The organism is Variovorax paradoxus, assembly GCF_024734665.1.
GTDB lineage: Bacteria > Pseudomonadota > Gammaproteobacteria > Burkholderiales > Burkholderiaceae_C > Variovorax.
This window is the reverse complement of the sequence record NZ_CP102931.1, coordinates 1,076,097-1,090,975: the sequence shown is the minus strand read 5'-3', so window position 1 is coordinate 1,090,975 and position 14,879 is coordinate 1,076,097. Positions and strand designations below refer to the sequence as shown.

The following is a 14,879-nucleotide window of genomic DNA, read 5'->3' as shown; positions in this document are numbered from 1 at the left end:
ATGGAAGATAGCCAGCTGCTGCGCTATTCGCGCCACATCCTCCTGGAGGAATTCGGCATCGACGGGCAGGAGCGCGTCAGTGCCGGACGGGTTCTCGTCATAGGCGCCGGCGGACTGGGTTCGCCGGTGGCCTTGTACCTTGCGGCAGCGGGGGTCGGCCACATCGTGCTGGTCGACGACGACGAGGTCGATCTCACCAATCTCCAGCGCCAGGTCGCCCACACCCACGCGCGTGTGGGCCTCGCCAAGGTCGAATCCGCCGCGCAGGCCATGCGCGACATCAACCCCGACATCGCCATCGAAACCCACGCCCTGCGCGCCGACGAGGCGCTGCTGTCGCGCCTGGTCGCACAGGCCGACGTGGTGGTCGACTGCTGCGACAACTTCGCCACCCGGCAGGCCGTCAACCGCGCCTGCGTGGCCCACGGCAAGCCGCTGGTGGCGGGCGCGGCGATCCGTTTCGATGGCCAGCTGAGCGTTTACGACACGCGCGACGCCGCCTCGCCCTGCTATGCCTGCCTGTTCCCGCCCGATGCGGATTTCGAGGAAACGCGCTGTGCAGTGCTCGGAGTGTTCGGCCCCGTGGTCGGAACCATCGGCACGCTGCAGGCCAGCGAGGCGTTGAAGCTGCTTGCCGGCATCGGCCCGTCGCTGGCGGGCAAGCTGTTGATGTTCGACGGGCGCAGCACCTCTTTCGACACGCTGCGCGTGGCGCGCGACCCGCACTGCAGCGTCTGCGCGCAGCGCCCCGCCCTTCCCCTCTAAGGCTGCTTTGCCCCTTTTGCGCGGGCAGCGCCGTTGGCCGCCGCCCCGGCCGTGGGCTTGTTGGCCTGCGCCAGCACGCCCTTGCAATCGGAATCCACGCCCGGACCGGGCTCGATGGTCGCGGCCAGCGCCAGCAGCGGATTGATGGCGCCCAGCGCCAGCGCAGCCAGCCCGCGCCCCGCCAGGGGAACGACCTCCACGCCACCCTTCGGATCGCCGAGGGTGCCGCTCACCACCAATGGCGTACGGATCGACAGGATGCTCTTGCTCTTGGGCTCCGGACGGACCACGAAGTCGAGCCCCTCGGTCGCGAGGTTGACCTGGCCTGTGGCGATGAACACGGCGTTGGTCGTGTCCACCACCAGCGTGCGCCCGGTCATCAGCCCCTTGTTCACGTCGAAGGCCAGGGCCGCGCAGCGCAGCTCGACGTTGCGATCGCCGCGCAGCAGGAACTTGATGATGTCGCCGCCCACCAGCGTCGCGAACACCGGCAACAGGTTGCCGAACTGGCCACGCCCCGAAATGACCGCCACGTCGCCCGACGCGCCCCCCAGCCAGTTGGCCACGCTGTTGCCGGAACCCGAGAGGTTGATGCGCCCGTCCAGTCGCCCCACGCTGTTGCCCGTGGTTTCGAGCTTGGGGAACAGGCGGGCGAGCTGCATCGCCCGCACGTCGAGCGAGGCGCGGATGTCCGCCGGGTTCTTCGATGCGTCGATGCGGATCGCACCGCCCAGCTTGCCTCCGGCCACGCCCAGATCGAGCGGGTCGAGCGTGAGCACGCCATCGGCCAGCTTGACCTGCACGCTGCCGCGATCGAGCGGGATGTCGCGCACATTCTGGATGCGGTCTGCCGTGTATTTCACGTCGGCATTCATCGCGCGCAGGCGCTCGAAGTCGAGCGGCGCCGTGGGCAGCACCTTGCCGCCCGGACGCTTGACCTGGGTGATGGTGGGCGGCGGGGCTACGCCTTCCACGGTGCTGGCGGTGCGCGCCGTGGGCGGCAGGCCGATCAGCGGGCCGAGGTCGTCCATGTCCATCACGCGCGAGCGCAGGTCGCCCGCCAGATGCGGAAGCTGGCCGGCCTGGTCGAAGCGCATGTCGCCGGCGATGTCGGACAGGCCCAGCCTGCCCTTGAGGCCAGTGGCTGCCCACAGCTTGCCGCGCTTGCCCAGGTTGCCGCTCAGGGCATAGGGCGAGGTCTGCGGCAGCGCGATGCCCAGCAACGGGAACAGGGCGCCCAGCGTCTGGCCCTTGATCTCGAACTTTGCGTCGATGCCGTCGAGCCCCGACAGCTCGGCCACGGTGCCGGCGGCCTTCAGCTGTGTCTGGCCGGCGGCCGCGTTGATCTCCATCGGAAACGGCGGCGCACCCGCGGCGTTGATCTGCAGCACGTTGCCGGTGCGTCCGCTGGCGGTCAGCGGCTGCCCCTTGTAGCGGCCCTTGATGCGGTAATTGAGCGGCATCTCGCCGCGGCTGCTGTCGTAGCTCAGGTCGGCGTGCAGGTCGACTCCCAGGTGCTTGGCCAGGAAGTCGACCGCGCCGGTGTCGACCTGCATCAGGCCAATGCTGGGCACGGTGCCGCCATCGGAGGTGTCCTTGCCGAGCGCCCAGGTGCGGCGCCCGTCCGCCTCCATCTGCAGGCCCAGCGTGGGCGAGAAGAGCGCGAGCCGCGGAATGACGATCTTGCTGGCGATCAGCGGCCAGATGCGGATGTCGAACTCGGCGCGATCCGCCTTGACCAGGTAGGGATCGCGCGCCCACGAGGGGTTGGCGAACTCGATGCCGTCGAACTTGACCGTGGCCTGCCGCCAGCCAAGGCCCACGTCGAGCCGCCGCGTGATCTCGAACTTGCGCCCGGTCTTCTCGCTGACATAGCGGTTGACCGGCTCGCGCAGCATGTCCCAGGGAAAGAAGGCAAGCCCGATGACCAGCGCCGCGAACAGCAGCACTACGCAAGCCACCAGCTTCTGCCAGAGCGGTCGGTTGCGCAGGATGTTCATTGCGTTCGTTGCCATGGGTCGTTGTAACTCGGATGATCGCGCCGCCCGGGTCGGCGGTGGGCCGCAGAAACCGTGAGGCATTGCCTACGAATGCACTTTGCAGACTTTCGCGACCTTGCGAGGGCACGCGTCGGACCTCGCCTACAAGAGCCACGCGCCGAAGCTTGCATGATCTGCCACCGCAACGCCTCAAAGTCCACACTGGCAGGCATTTGCACCAGAGGGGCGCTGCGGATGCGCCTGCCAACCTCAGAGGAAGCGCGGTTCGGCATGGATTCCAGATTGCAGACCTACGTCGTCGAAGACAACCTCACGATCCGTGAAAACCTCATTGGCACGCTGGAAGAACTCACCTCCACCACGGTCGTCGGCTTCGCCGAAACCGAAAGCGGCGCACGCGCATGGCTGCTCGGCCACGATGGCGAGTGGGATCTCGTCATCGTCGATCTCTTTCTCAAGCAGGGCAGCGGCCTGGGCGTGCTCCAGGCCTGCCAGTCGCGCAAGCCGGTGCAGAAGGTGGTGGTGCTCAGCAACTATGCGACGCCCGACATCCGGCGGCGCTGCGCCGAATTCGGGGTCGACGCGGTGTTCGACAAGTCGAACGAAATCGACGCGCTGGTCGACTTCTGCATCTTGCAGGCCAAGGCCTTGCACCCCTCGCCCGGGGCTCCCGGGGCGGGTTGAGGAAGAAGCCGCGTTGGGCCCCCTCCCCACTCTTTCCGCTCCCTGGCCGATCTCAATCGATCAGCTTGTTCTTCAGCGCGTAGTAGGTGAGGTCGCTGTTGGAGGAGAGGTTCATCTTCTCCATCAGGCGCGTGCGGTAGGTGCTCACGGTCTTCACCGACAGCGACAACGTCTTGGCGATGTCGCCGGCAGTCTCGCCCTTGGCGAGCTTCAGGAACACCTGGAACTCACGCTCCGAGAGCTGCTCGTGCGGCGCGGCGTCGTCCTTGCGGTCGAGCTGGCGGGCCAGCAGTTCAGCCACGGCGGGCGTGATGTAGCGGCGGCCCAGCGAGATGGTGCGGATGGCGTTGACGATCTCGATGGGATCGCACTCCTTGTTGAGGTAGCCGCTCGCGCCCTGGCGGATCAGGTTCATCGCGTAGTGCTCTTCGGGGTATCCGCTCAATATGAGGATGCCCACGTCCGGCGCCTTGGCGCGGATCATGGCGAGCGCGTCGATACCGCTTTGACCGGGCATCGAAAGGTCCATGACCAGAACGTCCAGCTCCGTGGTGCGCACCAGCTCGATGGCCTCGCGGCCGCTGGCTGCTTCACCCGCCACGCGCAGGTCCACGTGCTCGGAGAAGAACTGCCGGAGGCCCGATCGCACGATGGCGTGGTCGTCCACAATTCCGATTTTGATCATCTGTTACTTTCTTCGTTGTGTTGCGGACATGCGGGTCGCAACATACCGGGTCCCTGATTGTTGTCAATTATTCACGAACTTGCGTAGTACGCAGCCTCGAAAGTTTCATGCACTGGTTAGCCCCTCCAAGAATGGCCGTGAGCCTGCTGCTCGCGGCGCTGGCTGCGCTGGCCCTCGTCGGCATCAACGAGGCCGGCTACCGGCAGTCGAGCCGCGCCCTCGCCGACATCGACGAGGCGCAGCAGATGCGGGGCGCGCTCAACCAGATCCTGCAGAACATGCTGGATGCCGAAACCGGCCAGAGAGGCTACCTGCTGACCGGCGAGGCCAACTACCGAAAACCCTATGACGACGCGGTCAAGCAGGTCGACGGCCAGCTCGCGACCCTGCGCCGGCTGTACGCCGGCCGCCCGGCTGAACTCACCCAGCTGGCCGAGCTGTCGAAGCACGTGCTGCGCAAGGTGGCCGAGATGGACATGAGCGTGCGGCTGCGCCAGGACGGCAAGGAAGACGCCTGGAAGTTCGTCATCACGACCGACGTGGGCCGCGAGGAGATGGACTCCATCCGCGCGACGGCGGGCGAGCTGGTGAAGATCAGCAACGTCACCCTGCACCAGAGCCAGGAGCAGGTGCTGCGCTCGCTGCAGCTGGCGCGCATCGGCACCGCCATCGTGGCGCTGGCCGCGCTGTTCGCCTTCTTCCTGTACCTGCGCCAGACGCACGCGCTGCACTCCATCGGCGAGCGCCAGCAGGAGGCCTTGCAGCGCGAGCGCAATGCGCTGGAAGACGAGGTGCGCGAGCGCACCGCCTCGCTGGCCGAGCTGGCCACCCACCTGCAGGACGTGCGCGAGACCGAGCGCGGCTATCTTGCGCGCGAGCTGCACGACGAGCTGGGCTCTCTGCTCACCGCCGCCAAGCTGGACGTGGCGCGGCTGAAGTCGCGGCTGGCGGACTCGCCTGACGCGATCCAGCGGCTGCAGCACCTGACCGACCTGCTCAACAGCGGCATCGCGCTCAAGCGCCGCATCATCGAAGACCTGCGGCCGTCTTCGCTCTCCAACCTGGGGCTGGTCGCCTCGCTGGAAATCCTGGGGCGCGAGTTCGGGGAACGCTCCGGCCTGCAGGTCGAGATGGTGCTGGAGCCGGTGACCATGGACGAGTCGCGCCAGCTCACCATCTATCGCATGGTCCAGGAAAGCCTCACCAACATCAGCAAGTACGCCGAGGCCAGCGAAGCCACCATCGTGCTGAAGAACTACGACAACCACGTCATCGTGGAAGTGGCGGACAACGGCAAGGGCTTCGACACGCAGCGCATGCGCCCGTCGACGCACGGCCTCGCGGGCATGCGGCACCGGGTGGAGGCGGCGCGCGGCAAGCTCACGGTCTCGTCGACGCCGGGCACGGGCACCCGCCTGAGCGCCATGCTCCCCGTCGTCAAGCCGGCCTGAGCCGCCTGCAGGAGCGGCACTTCTGCACATACCGGCGCAGAGCGACTCGGCCATCTCCTACGCACCCCGCCCCTGGCCGCTGACAGGTCGAGGGCATGCCCCCACTTAAGGTTGCACCCATGCCATCCGAAGCCTCTGCGCGAGGCTGCGGATGCGATGGTTTTTCATAACGACGAGGCAAGCCTCGAAGGAGTTCCACATGCTGCATTACGCCGTGGTGTTTCTGGTCATAGCCCTGATCGCGGCCCTGTTCGGGTTCGGCGGCATCGCCGCCAGCGCGGTGGGCATTGCCAAGATCCTTTTCGTGATCTTCGCGATCCTCGCTATTGCGAGCTTCCTTGCCGGCTTGCTACGACGCAAGTAGCGTCGTTACGATCAACAGGCTTGCGCATTTCATTTTTCCGGAAAGGACCTCACATGAACACGACGACCAAGACTCCCTCGCAACTCGCCGACGACGTGCGCCAGACCGCGCGTGAAGCGGTCGAAACCACCCGCGCCTACGCACAGAACGCGGTGAATGCGGCGGGCGAAAAGGTCCGCGACCTGCAACGCGATGCCGAACCGGGCGTCGAGCAGCTGGCAGCCCGCGTGCAGCAAGCCGTTCAGCGCGGCCTGGACGCCGCGTCCACCACCAGCGCGCGTGCACAGCGCCGCATCGAACAGGCCGCCGACGTCACCGGCCGCTACATCTCCGACCAGCCGGTGCGCTCCGTGCTGCTGGCCGCAGCCGCCGGCGCAGCCATCACGGCACTCATCGTGCTGGCCAGCCGCCGCAGCCGGGACGACTATTGATTCGCCGCTGAATTTCCGTCGCTGCACCGGTTCCCGGCACCATGCTTCATCCGATTTTTTCCACGGTGCTCGGGCATCCGGATCTCGTTGCTGAACATCTCGCCAACTACGCCGCCCTCGTCCGCCAGGAATCCGCGCAGGCGGGGCGCGGCCTCGTCGCCCGGCTCGTCGCGGCCTTGCTGGCAGTGGCCAGCGCCACGCTGGCCCTCGGGCTCATAGGCGTGGCCGTGCTGCTCGGCGTGATGCACGGCAGCTTTCACTGGGTGCTGGTGGCCGTGCCGGCCGTGGCGGTGGTGATCGCGGCCATTTGCGCGTGGTATGCGACGCGGCCCGTGCCAGGCTACGGTTTCGACGACCTGCGCTCTCAGCTCGACGCCGACCTGCAGGCCTTGCGCGACACCGGAGCCCGCCATGGCCAGCGCTGAACGTCATCTCCTTACTCCGCAGCAGCGCCTAGCCCTCTCGCGCCGCGCGCTTGTGCGGCAGCTGAACGACGGCGCGGACGCACCCGACAACGACGATCTGGAATATGCGCAGCACGAAACCTCGGCTGCGCCGCCGCATGACCAGCACCCGCGCAACCCGCGAGGAGAAAGAGAAAGAAGAGAAGGAGGAGGAAGAAACAACGTGTGGCTCGGTGTGGGCCGCAGCGTGGTGGAGCGCTGGTGGCGCCGGCATCCCGCGCATGCGGTCGGCCAGCTGGCGCGTCCGCTGCTCGAGCACTACGCGCGCAAGGAGCCGGCCAAGCTGATGGCGGCGGCCGCTGCCACCGGCGCGGTGCTGGTGCTCGTCAGGCCATGGCGACTGTTGTCGGCCACGGCCGTGCTGGCGGCGGTACTGAAGACATCCGACGTGGCTGACCTGGTCAACACGTTGATGCAGAAGACCCCAAGCCCCCCACGAAAGGACCCTCCATGAAAGCCGATGTTTCCTCCAAGACCAACGGACACAAGCACCTGGTGCTCGACCAAGGCGGCCTCGATGCCGCGCGCAAGAGCCTCGACGACGGCGCCGTCACCCCCAGCTACGGCCCCTGGCGCGACGACGTCGTCCAGTTGCTGAACGATGCGCTGGCCACCGAGCTGGTCTGCGTGCTCCGCTACAAGCGCCACTACTTCACCGCCAACGGCGTCGAATCGCCCGCCATCGCCGACGAGTTCCTGGTGCATGCCAACGAAGAGTCGGGCCATGCCGACCGCATTGCCGAGCGCATCGTGCAGCTCGGCGGCGAGCCCGACTTTGCGCCCTCGCACCTGCTGGAGCGCAGCCATGCGGCTTACGACGAGTCGACCGACCTGCAATCGATGGTGCGCGCCAACCTGATCGCGGAGCGCATCGCGGTGGAGTCGTACCGCCAGATGATCGCGCTGATCGGCGACAAGGATCCGACCACGCGCCGCATGCTCGAAGACATCCTCTCGGACGAGGAAGAGCATGCCGACGAGCTGAAGGACTGGCTCGGTCACTGAACTGAACCAATCGGGGGCTGCGTGCCCCGCCCATGAAAAAGCCCGGTTCGACCGGGCTTTTTCATGGGTGGACGAGTAAAGCTCGCCAGGGCGATCGATCAGCCCTTCACTTCGAGCTGGTTGTCCACCGACGTCACGCCCTGCACGCCCTTGGCGATCTCTTCGGCGCGCGCCTTGGCTGCCGCCGTGGGTGCCGGGCCCTTCAGGCTCACCGCGCCGGCCTTGGTGTCGACGTTGATCTTGATCGCGCTCAGGTCCGGATCCTTGGCCAGGCCCGCGGACACGGAAGCCGTGATGGCGGCGTCGTTCACCGTCGCGCTCATCGCCGCGCCGGCATCCTTGGCGGCTTCCTTGGCATTGGCCATGCCTTCCTTCACCTCGGCAGTGGTGCCGGACGACTCAACCTTGGCCGTGGCGTCCTTGACGGCCTGGCCGGTTTTGGCGGCCGCTGTATCGGCGGCCTGCTCGGTCTTTGCCACTGCGCTGTCGAGCTTCTCGCCCGCAGTGCGGTTGTCGGACTTGTCGCAGGCGGCCAGCGTCAGCGCCGCGCCGGCCACGAGCACGGCAAGCCACGCGCGCGAATGCGGCATGGCGATGTGTTGATTCGATTTGTTCATGGGAATCCTCCAGTCACTCACGGAGATGGAAAAGGGCTGCGGGGTGTGCCCGCCGCCCTGTTCGGTCACAACTTGTCGGCGCCCGACTTGATCGCGTCCTTGGCCTTTTCCTTGACGTCGCCGTAGGTCTTCTGCACCTTGCCGGCAGCCTGGTCGGCAATGCCCTCGCCCTCGAGCTTTTCGTTACCGACGACCTTGCCGGCGGCTTCCTTCAGCTTGCCCTTGGCTTCCTCGACGCGGCCTGCCACTTGGTCCTTGTTCATGTCGCTTCCTTCCTGTTCGGGTAGTGAAATCCGTGGGCCGAAATGACCCACTGATTTCAATCTAGGCCCCGGCCGGTGACGGCGAATGCCGACGGAAGCCCGAAGCGGTGTAGGACAACAAGGCTCAGGCGCTGACGATCCATCCTTCAAGCGGGTCGAGCCCTTCCGGCAGGCCGTGGCCCAAACCGGGGCTGCCGGCGCGCTGCAGGCCCCAGGCTGCCTGCAGGAGGCACAGCACCGCGTCGATGTCATCTCCGCGGGCATCGGCCAGCAGTTCGGCGCGCTGCGGCCTGGTGATGGAAAGCCGCAGGCCGAGGCGGGTTGTCCCTGCCTCGAGCGCGGCCAGCAGGTCATCGCGTGCGGCGTGCCGCTCGGACGTCTGCTTCTGCAGGTCGTCGCTCTTGTAGCTGCGGCGCCCGATCAGCTCGCGCGCCAGCAGGCCTGGATAGGCCTCCAGCGCAATGCGGTCGGCACCGCTGCCTGCGTGCAGGCCGGGAATGCGCGCACCGGCGGCCAGCAGGCGCGGCACGCCCGCATGGAGCATGTAGGCCACCGGCGGGTTGACCCATTTCATCGAAGGGCTGGAGCCCGCGGGCCCGTCGGTCGCACGGTGCGCGAACTTGCCGCCGACCGGGCGCGCCGCGCAGAACGCAGCGAAGGTCTCGCGGATTTCGGCACGGCTCAGGCTGGCGTAGTGAGCCATCAGCGGCTCCCACTGCAACGGCCATCGCAGATGCTCGACGAGTTCGCGCGGCAGGCTGAAAGGAAAGTCGAAACCGCCGGTCCAGGACGGCGTGGCGCATAGCCATTCGCCCCATGCGTCGAGCGTCGCGAAGCGATGCAGGCTGGTCAGCCTGACGCGGTCGGCACCGGCCAGTTCACCAACCGCAATCACGATCGGCTTGCGTGCCGTCGGCGCGCTGGAGAAGTCGCAGCCGAACAGCACCATCGCATCAGCCCATCGCGAGCGCCACCACCCCGGCGGCGATGAACAGCGCGCCCAGCAGCCGCAGCAGCCGGTCGCCTTCGCGCAGCAGGTGGCCGCCGATCAGTGCAGCGAACAGCATCGACACCTCGCGCGCCGGCGCGACGTGCGAGATCGGCGCCTGCTGCACCGCGTACAGCACGAGCACATACGACACCGGGCTGACCGCCGCCACCAGCAGCGCGTACTTCCACTGCTCACGCCACATGCGCGCAGTGGTCGCGCGGTCCTTCAGCGCAACGGGCGCCAGCAGCACCATGCGCACGAGATTGCCGAAGTAGTCGAGCAGGATCGGCGACATCGCGAGAAACTTGACTGCGTAGCTGTCGGTCACGGTGTACGCCGCGATGAAGCCACCGGTCAGCACACCGTAGCGGATGCCCTTGTGCACGCGCTCGCGCTGCGCCGGGTCATGCGCCTTGCGCCACAGCTTGGGCCCACCCGCAACGAGAAACACGCCGCCCACCACGCCTGCAATGCCTGCCACGCCAACCAGGCTGATCTTCTCGCCCAGGAAGAGCACCGCCACCAGCGACGACAGCAGCGGCCCCGAGCCGCGCGCGAGCGGGTAGACCACCGTGAGGTCAGACTTGCGATAGCCGCGCAGCAGCACGATGAAATAGAAGATGTGCAGCACGCCGCTGAGCACGACGAAGCCCCACTCGGTCAGGCCCCAGCCTGGCACCACGTTCCAGCCCAGCGTGATGCCTACGGGCGCCCAGATGAGCATGTTGAATACGCTGGTCTGGAAGCTGAAACGTGCATCGCCATTCGCCTTCTTGGCGGCGATGTTCCAGCCTGCGTGAACGATCCCGGCGAGCAGGATCAGCGCGAATGCGGAGAGTGGCACCCCTGCCGGACTAGTGGCGACCGACGATGGCGGCAGTGGCCATCAGCTCTTCGAGCAGCGCCAGCGAAACCTTGCCCGACACCGCGTACGGGTTGAGCTCGGGCTTTTCGGAGTACTTCAGCAGCGTCGATGCGTTGAGCTTCGACAGGTTGACCTGCCCCATCGTCCAGCCGCCGAAACGGCGCTCGGAAATCTCTTCGTAGTGCAGCAGCACCACATCCTTGTGGCGCGCATCGCGCTGGATGTGGCCGTAGAGCTCGCTGATGGCCATGCGGCCACCCTCGATGGCTTGCAGGAAGGTGCCGGCGCCGTAGCAGAGGATGCCGGTGATGCCGCAGGTCGTGTTGTGCGTGCGCGATTGCGCGAGGATCGCCTCGATGGCCTCGGGGCTGGTGTCGACGGCGCGGCTGGCGTAGAGAAGTCGGACCAGCATGGCTCAGCTCTTTCGGGGAAGGAGAGAAAGGAATTCGCGGCGCAGGCTCGGGTCTTTGAGGAACACGCCGCGCATCACGGAGTTGATCATCTTGCTGTCCATTTCCTTCACGCCGCGCCAGGCCATGCAGAAATGCTCGGCTTCCATGACCAGCGCGAGGCCGTCGGGCTGCGTCTTTTCCTGGATCAGGTCGGCCAGTTGCACCACGGCTTCTTCCTGGATCTGGGGACGACCCATGACCCACTCGGCCAGGCGTGCGTACTTCGACAGGCCGATCACGTTGGTGTGCTCGTTGGGCATCACCCCGATCCAGAGCTTGCCGATGATCGGGCAGAAGTGGTGCGAGCAGGCGCTGCGCACGGTGATCGGGCCGACGATCATCAGCTCGTTCAGGTGCTCGGCGTTGGGAAACTCGGTGAGCGAGGGCGGCGCCACGTAGCGGCCCCGGAACACCTCGTTCAGGTACATCTTGGCGACGCGCCGTGCGGTGTTGTCGGTGTTGTGGTCGTTCTCGACGTCGATGACCAGGCTCTGGAGCACGCCCTTCATCTTGACCTCGACCTCGTCGAGCAAAGCTTCCAGCTCGCCGGGCTCGATGAACTCGGCGATGTTGTCGTTGGCGTTGAAGCGCTTGCGCGCCGCGGTGAGGCGCTCACGGATCTTTACGGAGACGGGCGTACCCTCGTCATCGTCGTTTCGATCGGGGCGCGGGTCGACGTCGGTTTTCCTCAGCATGGCGGGGATCGTACCAGTGAATGGCTCCAGACATTCGGGCCCGCAACGCCCGTCCCTTCTTGGAGCAATGCTATCAATTAAGGAGCGTGAAATCGGCCACCAGCGGCAGGTGGTCGGACATGCGAGCCCAGATGGGACCGCGCGGCACCGTGCAGGCCAGCGGCTCCAGCCTGCGTCCGTAGACGAAGTCGAGCTGAGCCACCGGCAGGCGCGAGGGGTAAGTGAGCGTACGCGGACCGCGCAGGTCGCTGGTGTCGCGCAGGCCCATGGCGTTCATGGCATAGCGCATGCGCGCGCCCCAGTCGTTGAAGTCGCCCGCCACCACGACGGCCTCGTCGGGCGGCACCTCGCGGTCGATGAACTCGCGCAGGCGGGCAATCTGCCGAACCCGGCTGCCCTTGATGAGCCCCAGATGCACCACGATGGTGTGCACCCGACGGCCCTCCACGTCGATCACCACGTGCAGCAGCCCGCGCTGTTCGAAGCGGTGGTCGGAAATGTCCTGATGGTTGATCCGCAGCACCGGCCAGCGCGTGAGCAGCGCATTGCCGTGCTCGCCGTGGCGCGTGACGGCATTGGTTTCGTAGACGGCGGTGTAGCCCTCGGGCGCGAGGAAATCGGCCTGCGGCAACTCGGGCCAGCGCGCGAAACGGGCAGCCGCCTGCCGGTTCATCTTGCGCACTTCCTGCAGGCAGACGATGTCGGCGTCGAGCTGCTCGATGGCGTGGCCGAGGTTGTGGATTTCGAGCCGCCGTGCGGGTCCGATGCCTTGAACACCCTTGTGGATGTTGTAGGTCGCGACCCGGAGGTTCTGCGTTGCTGCTGCCGGCTGGTTCATCGCGCAAATTCTGGCAGCAACAGAATGGCTTCGGCATTCGACGGGGAAAAGCAGGCATCCGCCGCTTCGTGATACGGCAGCCAGCGCCAGTCGGTGTGCTCGCGCGGGTCGAGTGTGGGCGTAATGCGCTCAGGCACGCACAGGCCGAACAGGTGCTCGGTGTTGTGGGTGATGCCCGGCGCGTAGCGGGCACGCCAGCGCGGATAGATCTCGTAGACGTTGCGCAGCTGCCAGTCGACCAGTCGCGAGGCCAGCGCCGTGCCTTCGCCGCACTGGATGCCGGTTTCCTCGGCCACCTCGCGCGCCGCGGTGAGCGCGAGCGGCTCGTCGGCTGCGTCCTTGCTGCCGGTGACCGACTGCCAGAAGTCGGTCTCGGCATCCGCACGCCGGATCAGCAGTACATCGAGCGCCGGCGTGTGGATCACGACCAGCACCGACTCCGGGATCTTCCAGGGTCGAGGGCTGGTCGTCATGTGAGCCTCAGAGCATCAGGCGGCTTGGGGCGTGTTGCGCAGCTTGATGTGCAGCTCGCGAAGCTGCTTCTCGTCGACCGGGCTCGGCGCCTGCGTCAGCAGGTCTTGCGCGCGCTGGGTCTTGGGGAAGGCGATCACGTCGCGGATCGACTCGGCACCGGTCATGAGCATGACGAGGCGGTCCAGGCCGATGGCAATGCCACCGTGCGGCGGCGCGCCGTACTGCAGCGCGTCCAGCAGGAAGCCGAACTTCAGCTGTGCGTCTTCGGCGCTGATCTTCAGCGCGCGGAACACCTTGCTCTGCACTTCCTCGCGGTGGATACGCACCGAGCCGCCGCCCATTTCGATGCCGTTGAGCACCATGTCGTAGGCCTTGGCAATGCACTTCTCGGGGGCGGTGTCCATGAGGTCTTCATGGCCGTCCTTCGGAGCGGTGAACGGATGGTGCACGGCGCTCCAGCGCTGGCCTTCCTCGTCGAACTCGAACATCGGGAAGTCCACCACCCACAGCGGTGCCCAACGGTCGTCGAAGAGGCCCGCCTTCTTGCCGAAGGCGCTGTGGCCGATCTTGACGCGCAGCGCGCCGATGGCGTCGTTGACGACCTTTTCCTTGTCGGCGCCGAAGAACAGGATGTCGCCGTTGCGCGCACCCGTGCGGGCGATGATCTCGGCCAGCGTGCTGTCGTCGAGGTTCTTCACGATCGGGCTCTGCAGGCCTTCGCGGCCGGCTTGCGCGTCGTTGACCTTGATATAGGCCAGGCCCTTGGCGCCATAGATCTTGACGAACTCCTGGTACGCGTCGATTTCGCCGCGCGACAGGCCGCCTTCGGCGCCGCCGCCGGGCACACGCAGCGCCACCACGCGGCCGCCGGTCATGGTGGCGGCATTCGAGAACACCTTGAACTCGACGCGCTTCATCAGTTCCGTCAGCTCGGTGAATTCGAGCTTCACGCGCAGGTCGGGCTTGTCCGAGCCGTACTTGAACATTGCGTCGGCATACGTCATGGTCGGGAACACCGGCAGGTCGATGCCAGCGGCGTTGCGGAACACGTTGCGGATCATGCCTTCGAACATCTCGCGGATTTCCTCTTCGGCGAGGAACGAGGTCTCGATGTCGATCTGCGTGAATTCGGGCTGGCGGTCGGCGCGCAGGTCTTCATCGCGGAAGCACTTCACGATCTGGTAGTAGCGGTCGTAGCCGGCCACCATCAGCAGCTGCTTGAAGAGCTGGGGCGACTGCGGCAGCGCGAAGAAGCTGCCGTCGTGCACGCGGCTGGGCACGAGGTAGTCGCGCGCGCCTTCGGGCGTGGACTTGCCGAGCATTGGCGTCTCGATGTCGATGAAGCCGTTGGCATCGAGGAACTTGCGCGTTTCCATCGTCACCTTGTAGCGCAGCATCATGTTGCGCTGCATGGCCGGGCGGCGCAGGTCGAGCACGCGGTGCGTGAGGCGGGTGGTTTCCGACAGGTTGTCGTCGTCCAGCAGGAACGGGGGCGTGACCGACGGGTTCAGCACCTTCAGTTCGTGGCACAGCACTTCGATCTTGCCGCTCTTGAGCTGGTCGTTGGTCGTGCCTTCGGGGCGCGCGCGCACCAGGCCCGTGATCTGCACGCAGAACTCGTTGCGCAGGTTCTCGGCCACGGCGAAGGTGGAGGCGCGATCGGGGTCGCACACCACCTGCACATAACCTTCGCGGTCACGCACGTCGATGAAGATCACGCCGCCGTGGTCGCGACGACGGTTGACCCAGCCGCACAGGGTGACGGTTTGGCCCAGCAGGGCTTCGGTCACGAGACCGCAATAGTGAGTACGCATGGCCATAGGAATCCATTCCGG

19 protein-coding genes are annotated in these 14,879 nt (G+C 66.5%); 8 read left to right on the top strand and 11 right to left on the bottom strand.

Translation table 11 applies throughout. The features are described from left to right. A complete protein-coding gene (locus NWF24_RS05205) occupies positions 1-765 on the top strand; it encodes a HesA/MoeB/ThiF family protein (protein ID WP_258353263.1) in 765 nt (254 codons plus the stop codon). Here the strand turns inward: NWF24_RS05205 and NWF24_RS05200 are convergent. Further along, the gene (locus tag NWF24_RS05200) at positions 762-2,780 is read right to left on the bottom strand and encodes an AsmA family protein (RefSeq protein ID WP_258353262.1); all 2,019 of its coding nucleotides are present in this window, start codon (positions 2,778-2,780) and stop codon (positions 762-764) included. The two genes, NWF24_RS05205 and NWF24_RS05200, sit on opposite strands and share 4 nt — an antisense overlap. Positions 2,781-3,035: 255 nt before the next feature. Here NWF24_RS05200 and NWF24_RS05195 point away from each other — a divergent pair, with 255 nt between their 5' ends. Continuing rightward, positions 3,036-3,449 (top strand): response regulator, encoded by a 414-nt coding sequence (locus tag NWF24_RS05195; protein ID WP_258353261.1) that lies wholly within the window; start codon positions 3,036-3,038, stop codon positions 3,447-3,449. 52 nt (positions 3,450-3,501) lie between these two features. On the opposite strand, the gene NWF24_RS05190 is transcribed toward NWF24_RS05195, so the two are convergent. After that, the gene (locus NWF24_RS05190; RefSeq protein WP_007837167.1) at positions 3,502-4,134 is read right to left on the bottom strand and encodes a response regulator; all 633 of its coding nucleotides are present in this window, start codon (positions 4,132-4,134) and stop codon (positions 3,502-3,504) included. Positions 4,135-4,265: 131 nt separating this feature from the next. Here NWF24_RS05190 and NWF24_RS05185 point away from each other — a divergent pair, with 131 nt between their 5' ends. The 6 genes from NWF24_RS05185 to NWF24_RS05160 all read left to right on the top strand — a co-directional run bounded on the left by NWF24_RS05185 (position 4,266) and on the right by NWF24_RS05160 (position 7,849). After that, positions 4,266-5,585 (top strand): CHASE3 domain-containing protein, encoded by a 1,320-nt coding sequence (locus NWF24_RS05185; RefSeq protein ID WP_258353260.1) that lies wholly within the window; start codon positions 4,266-4,268, stop codon positions 5,583-5,585. Between the two features lie 199 nt (positions 5,586-5,784). Beyond that, positions 5,785-5,949 carry a DUF1328 domain-containing protein gene (locus NWF24_RS05180; RefSeq protein ID WP_007837165.1) on the top strand — a complete coding sequence of 55 codons (165 nt, stop codon included), beginning with the start codon at positions 5,785-5,787 and terminating at the stop codon, positions 5,947-5,949. Positions 5,950-6,002: 53 nt separating this feature from the next. Beyond that, positions 6,003-6,380, top strand: a complete 378-nt coding sequence (locus NWF24_RS05175) for a hypothetical protein (protein ID WP_093058053.1) — start codon at positions 6,003-6,005, stop codon at positions 6,378-6,380. A 41-nt stretch (positions 6,381-6,421) separates the two neighbouring features. Further along, positions 6,422-6,805, top strand: coding sequence for a hypothetical protein (locus NWF24_RS05170; RefSeq protein ID WP_258353259.1), 384 nt, complete (start codon positions 6,422-6,424; stop codon positions 6,803-6,805). Beyond that, on the top strand, positions 6,792-7,298 hold the full coding sequence (locus NWF24_RS05165) for a hypothetical protein (RefSeq protein WP_258353258.1): 507 nt from the start codon (positions 6,792-6,794) through the stop codon (positions 7,296-7,298). The genes NWF24_RS05170 and NWF24_RS05165 overlap by 14 nt, the downstream gene beginning before the upstream one ends. Continuing rightward, positions 7,295-7,849: a ferritin-like domain-containing protein gene (locus NWF24_RS05160; RefSeq protein ID WP_093058056.1), complete on the top strand. Its 555-nt coding sequence runs from the start codon at positions 7,295-7,297 to the stop codon at positions 7,847-7,849. Before NWF24_RS05165 ends, NWF24_RS05160 begins: the two co-directional genes overlap by 4 nt. 98 nt (positions 7,850-7,947) lie before the next feature. Here NWF24_RS05160 and NWF24_RS05155 read toward each other — a convergent pair whose 3' ends face one another. From NWF24_RS05155 to aspS, 9 genes are all read right to left on the bottom strand, one after another. Further along, complete coding sequence (locus NWF24_RS05155) at positions 7,948-8,466, bottom strand: BON domain-containing protein (protein WP_258353257.1); 519 nt, start codon at positions 8,464-8,466, stop codon at positions 7,948-7,950. Positions 8,467-8,531: 65 nt separating this feature from the next. After that, positions 8,532-8,729, bottom strand: coding sequence for a CsbD family protein (locus tag NWF24_RS05150; RefSeq protein WP_258353256.1), 198 nt, complete (start codon positions 8,727-8,729; stop codon positions 8,532-8,534). 124 nt (positions 8,730-8,853) lie between these two features. Further along, positions 8,854-9,678 carry a DUF429 domain-containing protein gene (locus NWF24_RS05145; protein ID WP_258353255.1) on the bottom strand — a complete coding sequence of 275 codons (825 nt, stop codon included), beginning with the start codon at positions 9,676-9,678 and terminating at the stop codon, positions 8,854-8,856. 4 nt (positions 9,679-9,682) lie between these two features. Next, entirely contained in the window at positions 9,683-10,564 is an 882-nt protein-coding gene (locus tag NWF24_RS05140; protein WP_258353254.1) for an EamA family transporter, read from the bottom strand. Between the two features lie 10 nt (positions 10,565-10,574). Then, positions 10,575-10,997 (bottom strand): BLUF domain-containing protein, encoded by a 423-nt coding sequence (locus tag NWF24_RS05135; protein ID WP_093057484.1) that lies wholly within the window; start codon positions 10,995-10,997, stop codon positions 10,575-10,577. A gap of 3 nt (positions 10,998-11,000) precedes the next feature. Further along, positions 11,001-11,732: a GTP cyclohydrolase I gene (folE, locus tag NWF24_RS05130; RefSeq protein ID WP_093057483.1), complete on the bottom strand. Its 732-nt coding sequence runs from the start codon at positions 11,730-11,732 to the stop codon at positions 11,001-11,003. Positions 11,733-11,805: 73 nt separating this feature from the next. Further along, on the bottom strand, positions 11,806-12,570 hold the full coding sequence (locus tag NWF24_RS05125; protein WP_093077444.1) for an endonuclease/exonuclease/phosphatase family protein: 765 nt from the start codon (positions 12,568-12,570) through the stop codon (positions 11,806-11,808). Further along, on the bottom strand, positions 12,567-13,043 hold the full coding sequence (gene nudB, locus NWF24_RS05120) for a dihydroneopterin triphosphate diphosphatase (protein WP_258353253.1): 477 nt from the start codon (positions 13,041-13,043) through the stop codon (positions 12,567-12,569). The genes NWF24_RS05125 and nudB overlap by 4 nt, the downstream gene beginning before the upstream one ends. Positions 13,044-13,058: 15 nt before the next feature. Continuing rightward, positions 13,059-14,864, bottom strand: a complete 1,806-nt coding sequence (gene aspS / locus NWF24_RS05115; RefSeq protein WP_093057480.1) for an aspartate--tRNA ligase — start codon at positions 14,862-14,864, stop codon at positions 13,059-13,061. Positions 14,865-14,879: the final 15 nt, after the last annotated feature.

Bases quoted from the DNA above. Each gene is read 5' to 3' on its own strand.
- NWF24_RS05205 (WP_258353263.1), top strand. From the start codon at position 1: ATGGAAGATAGCCAGCTGCTGCGCTATTCGCGCCACATCCTCCTGGAG.
- NWF24_RS05200 (WP_258353262.1), bottom strand. From the start codon at position 2,780: ATGGCAACGAACGCAATGAACATCCTGCGCAACCGACCGCTCTGGCAG.
- NWF24_RS05195 (WP_258353261.1), top strand. From the start codon at position 3,036: ATGGATTCCAGATTGCAGACCTACGTCGTCGAAGACAACCTCACGATC.
- NWF24_RS05190 (WP_007837167.1), bottom strand. From the start codon at position 4,134: ATGATCAAAATCGGAATTGTGGACGACCACGCCATCGTGCGATCGGGC.
- NWF24_RS05185 (WP_258353260.1), top strand. From the start codon at position 4,266: ATGGCCGTGAGCCTGCTGCTCGCGGCGCTGGCTGCGCTGGCCCTCGTC.
- NWF24_RS05180 (WP_007837165.1), top strand. From the start codon at position 5,785: ATGCTGCATTACGCCGTGGTGTTTCTGGTCATAGCCCTGATCGCGGCC.
- NWF24_RS05175 (WP_093058053.1), top strand. From the start codon at position 6,003: ATGAACACGACGACCAAGACTCCCTCGCAACTCGCCGACGACGTGCGC.
- NWF24_RS05170 (WP_258353259.1), top strand. From the start codon at position 6,422: ATGCTTCATCCGATTTTTTCCACGGTGCTCGGGCATCCGGATCTCGTT.
- NWF24_RS05165 (WP_258353258.1), top strand. From the start codon at position 6,792: ATGGCCAGCGCTGAACGTCATCTCCTTACTCCGCAGCAGCGCCTAGCC.
- NWF24_RS05160 (WP_093058056.1), top strand. From the start codon at position 7,295: ATGAAAGCCGATGTTTCCTCCAAGACCAACGGACACAAGCACCTGGTG.
- NWF24_RS05155 (WP_258353257.1), bottom strand. From the start codon at position 8,466: ATGAACAAATCGAATCAACACATCGCCATGCCGCATTCGCGCGCGTGG.
- NWF24_RS05150 (WP_258353256.1), bottom strand. From the start codon at position 8,729: ATGAACAAGGACCAAGTGGCAGGCCGCGTCGAGGAAGCCAAGGGCAAG.
- NWF24_RS05145 (WP_258353255.1), bottom strand. From the start codon at position 9,678: ATGGTGCTGTTCGGCTGCGACTTCTCCAGCGCGCCGACGGCACGCAAG.
- NWF24_RS05135 (WP_093057484.1), bottom strand. From the start codon at position 10,997: ATGCTGGTCCGACTTCTCTACGCCAGCCGCGCCGTCGACACCAGCCCC.
- folE (WP_093057483.1), bottom strand. From the start codon at position 11,732: ATGCTGAGGAAAACCGACGTCGACCCGCGCCCCGATCGAAACGACGAT.
- NWF24_RS05125 (WP_093077444.1), bottom strand. From the start codon at position 12,570: ATGAACCAGCCGGCAGCAGCAACGCAGAACCTCCGGGTCGCGACCTAC.
- nudB (WP_258353253.1), bottom strand. From the start codon at position 13,043: ATGACGACCAGCCCTCGACCCTGGAAGATCCCGGAGTCGGTGCTGGTC.
- aspS (WP_093057480.1), bottom strand. From the start codon at position 14,864: ATGGCCATGCGTACTCACTATTGCGGTCTCGTGACCGAAGCCCTGCTG.